General features: G+C 69.7%; 12 protein-coding genes. 10 read left to right on the forward strand and 2 right to left on the reverse strand.

What is annotated here, in order from left to right; all coding sequences use genetic code 11:
* Positions 1-393 precede the first annotated feature (393 nt).
* Together HNR67_RS18235 and HNR67_RS18240 are read right to left on the reverse strand one after the other, a co-directional pair.
* Complete coding sequence (locus HNR67_RS18235) at positions 394-1,476, reverse strand: acyl-CoA dehydrogenase family protein (protein ID WP_185003456.1); 1,083 nt, start codon at positions 1,474-1,476, stop codon at positions 394-396.
* An 8-nt stretch (positions 1,477-1,484) separates the two neighbouring features.
* Complete coding sequence (locus tag HNR67_RS18240; protein WP_185003457.1) at positions 1,485-2,666, reverse strand: acyl-CoA dehydrogenase family protein; 1,182 nt, start codon at positions 2,664-2,666, stop codon at positions 1,485-1,487.
* A gap of 159 nt (positions 2,667-2,825) precedes the next feature.
* Here HNR67_RS18240 and HNR67_RS18245 point away from each other — a divergent pair, with 159 nt between their 5' ends.
* The 10 genes from HNR67_RS18245 to HNR67_RS18290 are packed head-to-tail and all read left to right on the forward strand — an operon-like array spanning position 2,826 to position 13,218.
* Positions 2,826-3,908: a Zn-dependent alcohol dehydrogenase gene (locus HNR67_RS18245; RefSeq protein WP_185003458.1), complete on the forward strand. Its 1,083-nt coding sequence runs from the start codon at positions 2,826-2,828 to the stop codon at positions 3,906-3,908.
* Positions 3,909-3,933: 25 nt separating this feature from the next.
* Entirely contained in the window at positions 3,934-4,827 is an 894-nt protein-coding gene (locus HNR67_RS18250; RefSeq protein WP_185010809.1) for a 3-oxoacyl-ACP reductase, read from the forward strand.
* 21 nt (positions 4,828-4,848) lie between these two features.
* On the forward strand, positions 4,849-6,360 hold the full coding sequence (locus HNR67_RS18255) for an aldehyde dehydrogenase family protein (RefSeq protein WP_185003459.1): 1,512 nt from the start codon (positions 4,849-4,851) through the stop codon (positions 6,358-6,360).
* A complete protein-coding gene (locus HNR67_RS18260; protein ID WP_185003460.1) occupies positions 6,357-7,121 on the forward strand; it encodes a glucose 1-dehydrogenase in 765 nt (254 codons plus the stop codon). The genes HNR67_RS18255 and HNR67_RS18260 overlap by 4 nt, the downstream gene beginning before the upstream one ends.
* A complete protein-coding gene (locus HNR67_RS18265; protein ID WP_185003461.1) occupies positions 7,118-7,909 on the forward strand; it encodes an MlaE family ABC transporter permease in 792 nt (263 codons plus the stop codon). The genes HNR67_RS18260 and HNR67_RS18265 overlap by 4 nt, the downstream gene beginning before the upstream one ends.
* Before the next feature lie 3 nt (positions 7,910-7,912).
* Complete coding sequence (locus tag HNR67_RS18270) at positions 7,913-8,740, forward strand: MlaE family ABC transporter permease (RefSeq protein ID WP_185003462.1); 828 nt, start codon at positions 7,913-7,915, stop codon at positions 8,738-8,740.
* The gene (locus HNR67_RS18275) at positions 8,737-10,008 is read left to right on the forward strand and encodes an MCE family protein (protein ID WP_185003463.1); all 1,272 of its coding nucleotides are present in this window, start codon (positions 8,737-8,739) and stop codon (positions 10,006-10,008) included. Before HNR67_RS18270 ends, HNR67_RS18275 begins: the two co-directional genes overlap by 4 nt.
* Positions 10,005-11,042 carry an MCE family protein gene (locus HNR67_RS18280; protein ID WP_185003464.1) on the forward strand — a complete coding sequence of 346 codons (1,038 nt, stop codon included), beginning with the start codon at positions 10,005-10,007 and terminating at the stop codon, positions 11,040-11,042. Before HNR67_RS18275 ends, HNR67_RS18280 begins: the two co-directional genes overlap by 4 nt.
* Complete coding sequence (locus HNR67_RS18285; RefSeq protein WP_185003465.1) at positions 11,039-12,055, forward strand: MCE family protein; 1,017 nt, start codon at positions 11,039-11,041, stop codon at positions 12,053-12,055. Before HNR67_RS18280 ends, HNR67_RS18285 begins: the two co-directional genes overlap by 4 nt.
* Positions 12,052-13,218 carry an MCE family protein gene (locus HNR67_RS18290; protein ID WP_185003466.1) on the forward strand — a complete coding sequence of 389 codons (1,167 nt, stop codon included), beginning with the start codon at positions 12,052-12,054 and terminating at the stop codon, positions 13,216-13,218. The genes HNR67_RS18285 and HNR67_RS18290 overlap by 4 nt, the downstream gene beginning before the upstream one ends.
* The last annotated feature ends 123 nt before the right edge of the window (positions 13,219-13,341 follow it).

A 13,341-nucleotide genomic window follows, 5' to 3' on the forward strand; every position in this document is an offset into this window, starting at 1 on the left:
GCCCCCAACGCTCACCGCTCCGGGCTCCGCCCGCCCACCAGGCCCCGTCCCCGTCCCCGTCCCCGTCCCCGTCCCACAACGGCCAACGTGCCGTACCACAACGGCCAACACCCGGTACGAGAACGGCCAACACGCCGGCGGGGTTTCAACCTCCCGGAGTGTTGGCCGTTCTGGGACGGTGTGTTGGCCGTACTTGTACCGCGTGTTGGCCGTTCTTGTACGCCTGGTTGGCTGTTGTGGGACGCGCTGAGTTGTCCAGCTCTAGGGGCGTCCCTTCCGAGGCCGCCCCGACGCCGCCCTCCGGGCTCCGCCTACCCCGGCCTCGCCGTCTGCCTGTCCATAACGGCCAACACGGTGTACGACAACGGCCAACACGATGTGTGGGGGTGGGGGTTAGGGGCGGTGGGCTAGGGCGTTGCCTAGGGTGCGGAGGTGGGTGGTGGCGTTGCCTTGGGTGAATTCGGCTTGTTTGGCTGCGGTGAAGTAGCGGTGGAGTTGGTGGTCTTGGTCGATGCCTACGCCGCCGTGGATGTGGACTGCGGTGTGGGCTACTCGGTGGCCGGCGTCGGCGGCCCAGAACTTGGCGGTGGAGAGGGATTCTGAGCTGGGGAGGTTCTCGCTTACTCGCCAGGCTGCTTGCCAGAGGGTCAGGCGGATGGCTTGGACGTCCACATAGGCGTCGGCGAGGCGTTGGGCTACGGCTTGGAATTGGCCGATGGGGCGGCCGAACTGGATGCGTTCGCGGGCGTAGGCGGCGGTGAGTTCCAGGGCTCGTTCGGTGATGCCTAGTTGGAGGGCGCACCAGCCGAGGATGGATCTGGTGTTGAGGAAGTCCGCGGCCTCGGGGGAGAGGGCTCGGTCGGGGGGGAGAGGGGTGGCGCTGAGGTCTAGTTGGGCGGTGGTTGGGCCGTTGACGGTTTGCTGGCGGCGGAGGGTGACGCGGGGGTCTTCCGGGGTTACCAGGAAGACCTGGGGGCCGTTGGGGGTTTCGGCGGGGACCAGGATTGCCGCGGCGAGGGCTCCCGCGGGGACGGCGGTTTTGGTGCCGGTGAGTAGCCAGCCGTCGGGGGTGGGGTCGGCTGTGGTGGGGGATTCGTCGGTGAGGGCGGCGGTCAGGACTGTTTCGCCGGAGAGGGCGTCGGGGAGCCAGCGTTCGCGGGTGGCCGGGGTGGCGAACTCGGCGAGGGTGGTGGCGGCGAGGGTGGTGGAGGCCAGGTAGGGGACGGGGGCTACCGACCTGCCCAGGGCGACCAGGACTGAGCACTGTTCCAGTACGCCGTAGCCGGAGCCGCCCATGGACTCCGGGATACCGGCTCCGAGCAGGCCTGACGTCCCAAGCATATTCCACAGTGGACGGTCGAAGTGGTCTGGGTCGGACTCGGCGGCGCGCAGGCGGTCCTGGGTCACCTGGTCGGTCAGGATCTCGGTGGCCAAAGTGGACAGTGCGTCCTGGGCCTCGGTGGTGCTGAAGTCCACGATCGCTCCTAACGCCGGATGGGGAGGCCGAGGGCGGTGGCGGCGATGATGTCGCGTTGCACCTCGTTGGTGCCGCCGCCGAAGGTCAGGATCAGGCAGGAGCGGTGCAGGCGCTCGATCTTGCCGTGCAGTGCGGCTCCTGGCGCACCCGCGCGCAGAGTGGCGACGGGGCCGAGCACCTCCATCAGCAGGCGGTAGGCCTCGGTGGCCAGCTCGGTGCCGTAGACCTTGGTGGCGGAGGCGTCGGCCGGGGTCGGGGTGTGCGCAGCGCCCCAGGCGATTCGCCAGTTCAGCAGCTTCAGGTACTCCACCTTCGCGTGCACCCTGGCCAGGTGGATCCGCACCCACTCCTGGTCGGCCACTGGCGTGCCGTCGGGCAGCTTGGTCGCCTTCGCCCAGTCCAGGACCTCCTGCAGGGCGTTGCGGATCGGGGCGGCGGAGGTGAGGGCCACGCGTTCGTGGTTGAGCTGGTTGGTGATCAGTGGCCAGCCTTTGTTCACCTCGCCCACCAGCGCGCCGGCCGGGACCCGGACCTCGCTGTAGTAGGTGGCGCTGGTGCCCGGTCCGGCCATGGTGCGCACCGGGGTCCAGGAGAAGCCGGGGGCGTCGGTGGGCACGATCAGCACGCTGAGGCCCTTGTGCTTGGGTGCCCCCGGATCGGTGCGGCAGGCCAGCCACACGTAGTCGGCGTACTGGATCAGGCTGGTCCACATCTTCTGGCCGTTGATCACCCACTCGTCACCGTCGCGCACCGCCCTGGTGCGCAGTGAGGCCAGGTCGGTGCCGGCCTCGGGCTCGGAGTAGCCGATGGCGAAATGCAGTTCACCGGCGGCGATGCGGGGCAGGAAGTAGGCCTTCTGCTCGTCCGTGCCGAAGCGCATGATCGTCGGGGCCACGCTGTTGAGGGTCAGGAACGGCACCGGCGCACCCGCGGTGGCCGCCTCGTCGGTGAAGATCAGCTGGTCCAGCAGTGGACGTTCCTGACCGCCGTACTCCCGCGGCCAGCCCAGCGCGAGCCAGCCGTCCCGGCCCATCTGCCGCACCACCTCCAGATAGGTGGCGCGGTCGCCGTAGTCGCCGCCGCCACCGGTGTACAGCGCCGCGCGCCGCTCCGGGGTCATCAGCTCGGCGAAGTACGCCCGCAAGTCCGCGCGCAACTGCTGCTGTTCCCGCGTGAAGGCGATCCGCATGGGCCAATACTAGAACACGTTCTTTCGAATCCGGAACGTAGACTTGAGTCGTCCACCCCGGTACACCTGTGCCACTCAGTTGGCCCTTGCTCAGATCGAGAACACATTCTAGTGTCGGTCCCCATCCGAGGGCGCACTACTCATCGAGGAGTGGATTCGGTGAAGGCTGCCGTGCTGAACCAGGTTGGCGACGACCGGCTGGAGCTGCGGACCGATGTGGCCACGGTCCCGCCCGGCCCCTTCGACGTGCGGGTGGCGGTGCGCGCCTCCGGCATCTGCCACAGCGATCTGCACGCCATGGACGGCACCCTGCCCGCGCTCGCGCCGGGTGTGCTCGGCCACGAGGGCGCGGGCGAGGTGGTGGAGATCGGCTCGGCGGTCACCGATCTGGCGGTGGGTGACCACGTGCTGATCACGTTCGTGCCACCCTGCCTGCGCTGCAAGTCCTGCCTGCGCGGGCAGTCGCACCTGTGCGCGGTGTACGCGATCGAGTCCTTCATGAAACCCCGCTTCCTCGATGGTGAGCAGCCGCTGTTCGGCTTCGCCGGCTGCGGCACCTTCGCCCAGGAGCTGGTGGTGCCGCAGCCCGCGGCGATCAAGGTGCCCGAGGACGTGCCGTTCGAGATCGCCGCGCTGATCGGCTGCGGGGTGCTCACCGGCGCGGGCGCGGTGCTCAACACGGCCGCGGTCGAGCCCGGTTCGACCGTGGTGGTGATCGGCTGCGGCGGGGTCGGCGTGTCCACTTTGCAGGGTGCGCGGATCGCCGGGGCGAGCACGATCATCGCGGTGGACCCGGTGCGGGACAAGCACGAGGCCGCGCTCAAGTTCGGCGCCACGCACACCGCCACCCCCGAGGAACTGCCCGCGCTGCTGGCCGAGGTGACCGGCGGCGAGGGCGCGGACTACGCGTTCGAGGTGGTGGGTCTGCCCGCCACCATCCGTTCCGCCTGGGACTCCGCCCGCCGCGGCGGCACCGTGGTGGTGGTCGGCGCCGGGCGGGCCGAGGCCCAGGTCAGCTTCTCCGCCCAGGAACTCTTCCTGCACGAGAAGCGGTTGCTGGGCTCCTTCTACGGCTCGGCCGACGTCCGCCGCGACTCGGCCAAGATGATCGACTTCTGGCGGGCAGGGCAGCTCGACCTGGACGGCATGATCAGCCGCAGGCTGCCGCTGTCCAAGATCAACGACGGCCTGGACACCCTGCGCGGCGGCAAGGTGATCCGGCAGATCGTGACCTTCGACTAGGCGGGTGTCGCTTGTGGACGATGGGCTGAGCCTGTCCGGCAAGGTCGCCGTGGTGACCGGCGCCGGCGCCGGACTCGGACGCGCGGAAGCGCTGGCACTGGCCGCGGCCGGGGCGAGCGTGGTGCTCAACGACTTGCCCGGCGCGGCCGAGGAGACCGCCGAGCTGATCAAGGCCGCCGGTGGCGCGGTGACCGTGGTGGCCGGGGACATCGCCGAGCGGGCCACCGCGGACGCGTTGCTGGCCGCCGCGCTGGCCGAGTTCGGCGGCCTGCACGTGGTGGTCAACAACGCCGGGGTGCTGCGTGACCGGATGCTGTTCAACCTCTCCGACGAGGACTGGGACCTGGTCATCCGGGTGCACCTGCGCGGGCACTTCCTGTTGTCCCGCAACGCCAGCGCGTACTGGCGGCAGCAGGCCAAGTACACCGACGGGCCGGTGTACGGCCGGATCGTGAACACTGCATCGGAGTCCTTCCTGCTCGGCTCGCCCGGCCAGGCCAACTACGCCGCGGCCAAGGCGGGCATCGCCGCGCTGACCGTGTCCACCGCCAGGGCCCTTGCCCACTACGGGGTGCGCGCCAACGCGATCTGCCCGCGCGCCCGCACCGGCATGACCAGGCACGTCTTCGGCGAGGCCCCCGCCGAGGGCCTGGATCCCCTTGACCCACAACACGTCGCGCCCTTCGTCGCCTACCTCGCCGCGCCCGCCGCCGAGTCGATCAACGGCCAGGTGTTCGTGGTGCACGGCGGCATGGTCGCCCTGCTCGCCCCGCCCACGGTGGAACAACGCTTCGTCACCACCGGGGACACCTGGAGCCTGGCCGAGCTGGACGCCACCGTCGGCGAGTACTTCACCGGCCGCCCGGCCGAGCGCACCTTCGCCTGCACCGAGCTGAACGCGTTGCAGGCCCGCCCCTGATCCGCCAGCTAAGGAGTAGCCATGCCGCTCACCGTGTTGCCGCACCGGGACACCGCGGGCCTGTCCGAAGGTCAGCTGCTGGTCGACGGGAAGTGGCGGGCGGCGGCCGACGGCGAACTCTGGCGGCACCGGCACCCGGCCACCGGCGAGGACATCGGCGGCTTCGCGGTGGCCACGGTGTCCGATGTGGACGAAGCCGTGCGCACCGCCCGCCGTGCCTTCGACGAGGGCCCGTGGCCGAGGGCCCGTGCCGGGGAACGCATCCGCACCCTGCACCGCTACAGCAACCTGCTGCGCGAGCACACCGCCGAGCTGCAGGCGTTGCAGGCACTGGACAACAGCGTGCCGCTGTCCTTCGGCGGCATCTACACCACCTCGGTGGGCGCGGCCGCGGACGTCTTCGACCACCACGCCGGCTGGATCGACAAGCTCGGCGGGGACACCCTGCCGCCGTACCAGGGCGGTGATCACCTGGCCATGACCTTCCGCGAACCGGTGGGTGTGGTCGCCGCGATCCTGCCCTGGAACGCGCCGTTCCTGCTGTTCGCGCAGAAACTCGCGCCCGCGCTGGCCGCCGGGTGCACGGTGGTGCTCAAACCGTCGGAGTACGCCACCTTCTCCGTGCTGCGCATGGTGGAACTGCTCGCCGAGGCCGGGTTGCCCGACGGCGTGGTCAGCGTGGTCACCGGCCCCGGCGCCACGGTGGGCGAGGCGCTGATCACCCACCCCGGGGTGGACAAGATCAGCTTCACCGGCAGTCGCGCGGTCGGCAGACGGATCGTCGAGGCATCCGCCAGCACCTTCAAACGGGTTTCCCTGGAGCTGGGCGGCAAGAGTCCGAGCCTGGTGTTCCCGGACGCGCCGAACGTCGGCCTGGCCGGGATGACCTCGATGGGCACGGTCACCATGGGCCTGTCCGGCCAGGCATGCGTGGCGCACAGCCGGGCCCTGGTGCACCGCGACGTCTACGAGGAGTTCCTGGCCGCCGCGCAGATGATGGCGGGCGCGATCACCTACGGCGACCCGTTCGACGCGGGCACCCTGGCCAGTCCGCTGATCAACGAACGCCAGCTGGAGCGGGTGCTCGGCTATATCAACCGGGGTCAGGAGGAAGGCGCCAGGCTGGTCACCGGCGGGTCCAAAGTGGAGGGTGAGCTGAGTACGGGTCACTTCGTGCAGCCCACCATCTTCGCCGACGTGGACAACAACATGGCCATCGCCCAGGAGGAGATCTTCGGCCCGGTGCTCGTGGTGGTCCCGTTCACCGATGAGGACGAGGCGATCCGGCTGGCCAACGACACCGAGTACGGCCTGGGCGCCGGGGTCTACACCGCGGACAGCAAACGCGCCTTCCGGGTCGCCCGCAAACTCCGGGCCGGAACCATTGGCATCAACGGGTTCACCGTCGAACCACACCTGCCCTTCGGTGGGTTCAAGCAGTCCGGGCTGGGCCGCGAGGGCGGCCGCAGCGCCTATGAGGCATACACCGAACTGAAGACCGTGCTGCTACCGCTGACCGAGGAGCTGATGTGAGGCTGGACGGCAAGGTCGCCCTGGTCACCGGCGCGGCCCGCGGACTCGGCGAGGCGGTGGTCCGCCGGTTCCTGCGCGAGGGGGCCAGGGTGGTGCTGGCCGACATCGCCGACGACACCGGCCACCGGCTCGCCGCCGAGTTCGGCCCCAACGCCCGCTACCGGCACCTGGACGTCGGCTCGGAGGACGACTGGGCCGGGGTGGTCGCCGAGACCGTCACCGACCTGGGCAGGCTGGACGTGCTGGTCAACAACGCCGCGGTGCTGCATTTCGCGCCGCTGGCGCAGACCACGCTGGCCGACTACGAGCGGGTGATCCGGGTCAACCAGGTCGGCTGCTTCCTCGGTATGCGCGCGGTGATCCCGGTGATGACCGAGGCCCGCGCCGGATCCATCGTCAACGTGTCCTCTGTGGAGGGTCTGGCCGGAATGCCGACCCTGTCCGCCTACACCGCCAGCAAGTTCGCCATCCGCGGCATGACCAAGGTGGCCGCGCTGGAACTGGCCGCGCAGGGCGTGCGGGTCAACTCGGTGCACCCCGGCGCGATGGACACCCAGATGGCCAGCGAGGCGTTGGGCGGCATCGAGATCGACCGCACCGCCATGGGCAAACTGGTGCCGATGAAGCGGATCGGCCAGCCCGAGGAGGTGGCCAACGTGGTGCTGTTCCTGGCCAGCGACGAAAGCTCCTACTGCTCCGGTGGCGAGTTCGCCGCGGACGGCGGCGCCACCGCCACGCACGCCTTCGGGTCGGTCGGATGACCGCTCCCCCGGCAAGGCAGGTCCCCGGCCTGGCGGCACTGCGCCAGGTCGGGCGGATGAGCCTGCTGTCCTGGGAGGTGCTGATCAGCCTGCCGCGCAGGCCTTTCCCGCTCGCCGAGTCGATCCGGCAGGCCTGGTTCTTCGCCAGCGTCACCATTCTGCCCACCGCGCTGGTCGCCATCCCCTTCGGCGCGGTCATCTCGCTGCAACTCGGCTCGCTCACCCAGCAGATCGGCGCCCAGTCCTTCACCGGCGCGGCCGGTGCGCTCGCGATCATCCAGCAGGCCAGCCCACTGATCACCGCGCTGCTCGTTGCGGGAGCGGGGGGTTCGGCGATGTGCGCGGACATCGGGGCGCGCACCATCCGCGAGGAGATCGACGCGATGGAGGTGCTCGGGGTCTCCCCGGTGCACCGGCTGATCCTGCCGAGAGTGCTCGGCGCGATGCTGGTCGCGGTGCTGCTCAACGGGGTCGTCAGCGTGGTCGGCGTGCTCGGCGGGTTCTTCTTCAACGTGGTCCTGCAGGGCGGCACCCCCGGCGCCTACCTGTCCAGCTTCTCCGCGCTGGCCCAGCTCTCCGACCTGTGGATCAGCGAGTTCAAGGCGTTCCTCTACGGCTTCGTCGCGGGCATCGTCGCTGCCTACCGCGGCCTCAACCCCTCACCTGGCCCCAAAGGCGTTGGCGACGCGGTGAACCAGGCCGTGGTGATCACCTTCCTGCTGCTGTTCCTGATCAACATGGTGATCACCGGCGTCTACCTCCAGCTCGTCCCGGCGAAGGGCGGTTGAGCCGTGGTCGTGGTGACGCGCAAGGCCCGATTACCCGTGCCGGGGCTGGAGGCACTGGGCCGCCAGCTCTGGTTCTGCCTGCGCGCCCTCGCGCTGATCCCCCTGGCCATTCGCCGCTACACCAGGGAGATCCTGCGGCTGCTCACCGAGGTCAGTTTCGGCAGCGGCGCACTGGCGCTGATCGGCGGCACCCTCGGCGTGATGATCGGCATGACCGTGTTCACCGGCGCGGTCGTTGGCCTGCAAGGCTATTCCGCACTCAACCAGCTCGGCACCTCCACCCTCACCGGGTTCATCTCGGCCTACTTCAACACCCGCGAGGTCGCCCCGCTCTCCGCCGGACTCGCGCTCTCGGCCACGGTCGGCTGCGGGTTCACCGCGCAGCTCGGCGCGATGCGCATCTCCGAGGAGATCGACGCCCTGGAGGTCATGGGCGTGCCGAGCCTGCCCTACCTGGTGACCACCCGCATCCTGGCCGGACTCGGTGCGGTGATCCCGCTCTACGTGGTCGGCCTGCTCTGCTCCTACCTGGCCTCCCGGGTGGTCACCGTGCTCTTCTACGGCCAGTCCGCCGGCACCTACGACCACTACTTCGGCCTGTTCCTACCACCGGCCGACGTGCTGTGGTCCTTCCTCAAGGTCATCGTGTTCGCCGTGGTGATCATCCTGGTGCACTGCTACTACGGCTACACCGCCAGCGGCGGCCCGGCCGGTGTCGGCGTGGCGGTGGGCCGGGCGGTGCGGGCGGCGATCGTGGCCCAGATGTTCCTGGACCTCTTCCTCAGCCTGGCCATCTGGGGTTCCACCACCACCGTGCGGATCGCCGGATGAACGATCGCGGGTCACCACTGCGCTTCCAGTTGCTGGGACTGGTGTTCCTGCTGGTGGTCGCGCTGTTCGTGGCTGGCTCGATCGCGGTGTACCGCAAGGCGTTCACCCCGGTGGCCACCGTGCTGCTGGAGGTCGACCGGGCCGGGACGCAGCTGCGGGCGGGCGCGGATGTCAAGGTGCGCGGGCTGATCGTCGGCGAGGTCCGGGCCATCAGGACCGGCCAGGACCGGGCGGTGCTGGAACTGGCCCTGCAACCCGAACGGATCCCGCTGATCCCGGCCGAGGTCACCGCCCGCCTGCTGCCCAAAACCCTTTTCGGCGAACGTTATGTGGCTCTGCAACCACCGCCCCAGCGTAGCGGTAAGTCCCTTGTGGACGGTCAGGCCATCGGCCTGGACCGCAGCCAGGCGGCGGTGGAGATCGAGGCGGTGCTCAACGACCTGCTGCCGGTGCTCACCGCGGTCCGCCCCGACCAGCTCTCCGCCACCCTCACCGCGATGGCGAATGCCCTGCGCGGCAGGGGAAAGCAACTCGGCAGCACGCTGATCCGGCTCGGCGACTACCTGGACGGACTGGCCCCGTCCCTGCCCGATCTGCGTGCCGACCTCAAGGCGCTGGCCAAGGTCGCCGACACCTACACCACCGCCGCCCCCGACCTGATCCAGGCCCTCGCCGACGCCACCACCACAACCCGGACCGTGCTCGACCAGCAGCACAACCTGCGTGCCCTGTTCGGCAACGTCACCCTGGCCGCGATCGACATCGAGGCGTTCCTGAAAGTCAACCGGGACAACCTGATCGCACTCGTCGCCGAGGGCAGGCCAACCCTGGAAGTGCTGGCCAAGTACGCACCCGAGTACCCCTGCCTGCTGGAGCAACTCGTCGCGATGATCCCCAACACGGACAAGACCTTCGGCAAGGGCAGCAAGGAACCGCACATTGCCAAGTTCACCCTGGAGATCACCGCCAGCCGCGGGAAGTACCGGCCGGGTGTGGACGTGCCCAAGTACCTCGACAAACGCGGCCCCCGTTGTTACCCGCCCGCCAAACCACCCGGCCGGTTCCCGCAGTACCCGCCCGGCGGCCCGGTGCTGGACGGCTCCACCCACCCGGCCGCCGCGCCCTCGGTCGCCAACTCCCGGCCGGAACGCGAGCTGATCAACGCGCTGGCCGCGCCGATCCTGGAGAAACCGGTGGCCGAGGTGCCCGAGTGGGCCGGACTCATGCTGGGACCGATGTTCCGGGGCACGGAGGTGACCCTGCGATGAACGTGCTCTCCCCACTGGCCAAGCTCATCGTGTTCACCGCGGTGACCGTGACGCTGACCGCGTTGCTGGCCCTCACCATCGCCAACTCCACCGGCGGCCCCAAGTCCGGCTACTCGGCCAGGTTCACCGATGTCACCGGACTCAACGTCGGCGACGAGGTCCGCATGTCCGGCGTCCGGCTCGGCAGCGTCACCTCGATCACCGTGGCCGACGAGAAACAGGCCAGGGTCGAGTTCGAAGTGGACAGTGCGACCCCGCTTCCCGCTTCGGCCACGCTGACCGTCAAGTACCGCAACCTGGTCGGCCAGCGCTACCTCGCACTCGCCCTGGACAACGGCGACATCCGGCAGAAACTACCGTGGGGCGCGGAAATCCCGCTGTCCCGCACCCGGCCAGCGCTCAACCTCACCGTGCTGTTCAACGGCTTCCGCCCGCTGTTCCAGGCCCTCAACCCGGACCAGGTCAACAAACTCGCCGGCGAGATCATCCAGGTCTTCCAGGGCGAGGGCGGCACCATCGAGAGCATCCTCGGCCACACCGCCTCGCTCACCTCGGCCATCGCGGCCAAGGACAAGGTGATCGGCGAGGTCGTCGGCAACCTCAACACCGTCCTGGACACCGTCAACGGCCGCACCGGCGAACTCACCGGCCTGCTCGACCAGCTGCAACGCCTGGCCAGCGGCCTGGCCGCACAACGCCAGCCCATCGGCCAGGCCATCGCCGCCCTCGGCGAACTGACCCAGGTCACCGCCGGACTGCTGGACGCCGCCCGCCCCGCGCTCAAGGCCGATATCGGCGCCCTCGGCCAGATCGCCGGACAGCTCGGCAACCGCAGCGACCTCCTCGAGAACTTCCTGGACCGCTTCCCGACCAAGGTCCGCTCCATCGCCAGGGTGGCCAGCTACGGCGGCTGGTTCAACTTCTTCGCCTGCCGCATCTCCGGCAAGGTCGGCGTCGGCGCTCTCGGCCTCACCGTCGACCTGCCACTGCTGCCCCTGGTGGGCACCCCGATGCCGGAACGGTGCAGCCAATGAGGCGGGTCGGCGCGAGCACGCAGACCAGGATCGGCGCGATCACCGTGGTCGGCCTGCTGCTGGGCACCCTGGCCGCGTTCAACGCCGAGGACCTGCCGATCATCGGCGGCGGCACCACCTACAGCGCCGAATTCGCCGAGGCCGGTGGCCTGCGCACCGGCGACGAGGTCAGGGTGGCCGGGGTCAAGGTGGGCCGGGTGACCACGATCAGCCTGGCGGGCAACAAGGTCCTGGTCGGCTTCCGGCTGTCCGACACCCGGCTCGGCGACCGCACCACCGCCGCCATCGAGATCAAGACCCTGCTCGGCGACAAGTACCTGTCCCTGATCCCCGACGGCGCCCAGCCGCAACGCCCGGCCGAACCCATCCCGCTGGCCCGCACCACCACCCCCTTCGACGTCACCGACGCGGTCAACCAGCTCGGCGACACCGTGTCCAAAGTAGACACCCGGCAGCTGGCGGACAGCTTCCAGGTACTCACCGACACCTTCCGCAACACCCCGGACAAGACCAAATCCGCCCTGGACGGGCTGTCCGCGTTGTCTCGCACCATCGCCAGCCGCGATGACCAGCTAGCCGCGTTGCTGGCCAACACCGCCCAGCTCAGCGGCACCCTCGCCGGCCGCGACGACCAGGTCCGCCGACTCATCGCGGATGCCAGTCAGCTGCTCGGCGAACTGGACCGGCGCAAGGCCGCGATCAGCGCGCTGCTGCGTGGCACCAAGGATCTCGCGGCACAGCTCAAGGGCCTGGTCGCGGACAACCGGGCCCAGCTCGGACCCGCGCTCAAGGAACTGGACAAGGTCACCGGGATCCTGCAACACAACCAGGACCAGCTCAGCGCCGGACTGCGCGACCTGGCCCCGTACGTGCGGCTGTTCAACAACACCATCGGCAACGGGCGCTGGTTCGACGGCTACTTCTGCGGCCTGGTCCCGCCGTACGCCAAGGTCGGCGTGTTCGAGATCAACGAGAACATCTGCACCCCACCGCTCACCGGAGGTGGCCGATGACCCACCGCAGCACCACCGGCCGCAGCCTCACCAACATGCTTGCCCTGGCCTGCGTGATCGCGCTACTGCTGAGCGCCTCGCTGGTGTGGTGGCAGGGCGGTTCCGGCGGCCCGTCGATCACCGCGTTCTTCGCCCGCACCGTCGGGCTGTACCCGGGCTCGGAGGTGCGGGTGCTCGGCGTGCCGGTCGGGCGGGTGCGTGAGGTGACCCCCGAGGGCGAGCGGGTCCGGGTGCGGTTCGAGGTGGACCGCGGCATCCGGATCCCGGCCGAGGCCAAGGCCGTGGTGATCGCGCCCAGCCTGGTCAGTGACCGGTACCTGCAACTCACCCCCGCCTACGAGACCGGCCCGGAAATGGCCGGTGGCGCGGAGATCCCGTTGACCCGCACCATGATCCCGGTCGAACTGGACGAACTGCTCGGCGACGTCGGCGAGCTGAGCCGGGCACTGGGACCGGACGGGGCGAACAAGAACGGCGCCCTCTCCGGCCTGCTGGACACCGCGGCGGCCAACCTCAAGGGCAACGGCGCCGCGCTCAACGCCACCGTCAAGGACCTGGCCGCCGCCGCGGAGACCCTCAACCGATCCCGCAAGGACCTCTTCGCCACCGTCGACGGCCTGCGCCAGTTCACCGCCGCCCTGGTCGCCTCGGACGGCCAGCTGCGCGCCTTCAACAACCGGCTCGCCTCGGTCAGCGGCCACCTCGCCGCGGAACGGGAAACCCTCGGCGCGGCCTTGCAGGGACTGGCCGGGGCGATGATCGACGTCAAGGAGTTCATCACCGCCAACCAGGACCGGCTCAAGTCCACAGTGGACAAACTGGCCAGCGTCACCAAGGTCCTGGTCGACCAGCGGGCCGCACTGGCCGAGGTCCTCGACGTGGCCCCGCTGGCCGCCACCAACTACCTCAACAGCTACGACGCCGCCTCCGGCACCTTCGCCGTACGCGGCGCGATCAACGAGCTGACCTACCCGCCGGTGCTCCTGCTGTGCCGGGTCATCCAGGCCGGAACCCCAAAACAACTCCCCAAACTGCTAGGCGACGCCTGCGCCCAACTCGCCCCCCTACTGGACGGCGTCCTCAAGCTCCCCAGCCCAGCCGAAATCCTCGCCAGCCTGCAACAAGGCCACCTCCCCAAGCTCCCGCTCCTAGGCGGTCGCTAATGCCCCCCACCAGAGTGTTGGCCGTTGTCGTACGCAGTGTTGGCCGTTGTCGTACGCCACGTTGGCCGTTGCGGACAGGCCGCCGGACAGCGCCGTCCGAGAACAGCCAACACACCGTACGAG

Origin of the sequence: Crossiella cryophila, from assembly GCF_014204915.1 — a bacterium.
Lineage (GTDB): Bacteria > Actinomycetota > Actinomycetes > Mycobacteriales > Pseudonocardiaceae > Crossiella > Crossiella cryophila.

Excerpts from the sequence above, each read along its gene's own strand:
- HNR67_RS18240 (WP_185003457.1), bottom strand. The coding sequence starts at position 2,666 with ATGCGGATCGCCTTCACGCGGGAACAGCAGCAGTTGCGCGCGGACTTG.
- HNR67_RS18255 (WP_185003459.1), top strand. The coding sequence starts at position 4,849 with ATGCCGCTCACCGTGTTGCCGCACCGGGACACCGCGGGCCTGTCCGAA.
- HNR67_RS18265 (WP_185003461.1), top strand. The coding sequence starts at position 7,118 with ATGACCGCTCCCCCGGCAAGGCAGGTCCCCGGCCTGGCGGCACTGCGC.
- HNR67_RS18275 (WP_185003463.1), top strand. The coding sequence starts at position 8,737 with ATGAACGATCGCGGGTCACCACTGCGCTTCCAGTTGCTGGGACTGGTG.
- HNR67_RS18280 (WP_185003464.1), top strand. The coding sequence starts at position 10,005 with ATGAACGTGCTCTCCCCACTGGCCAAGCTCATCGTGTTCACCGCGGTG.
- HNR67_RS18285 (WP_185003465.1), top strand. The coding sequence starts at position 11,039 with ATGAGGCGGGTCGGCGCGAGCACGCAGACCAGGATCGGCGCGATCACC.
- HNR67_RS18290 (WP_185003466.1), top strand. The coding sequence starts at position 12,052 with ATGACCCACCGCAGCACCACCGGCCGCAGCCTCACCAACATGCTTGCC.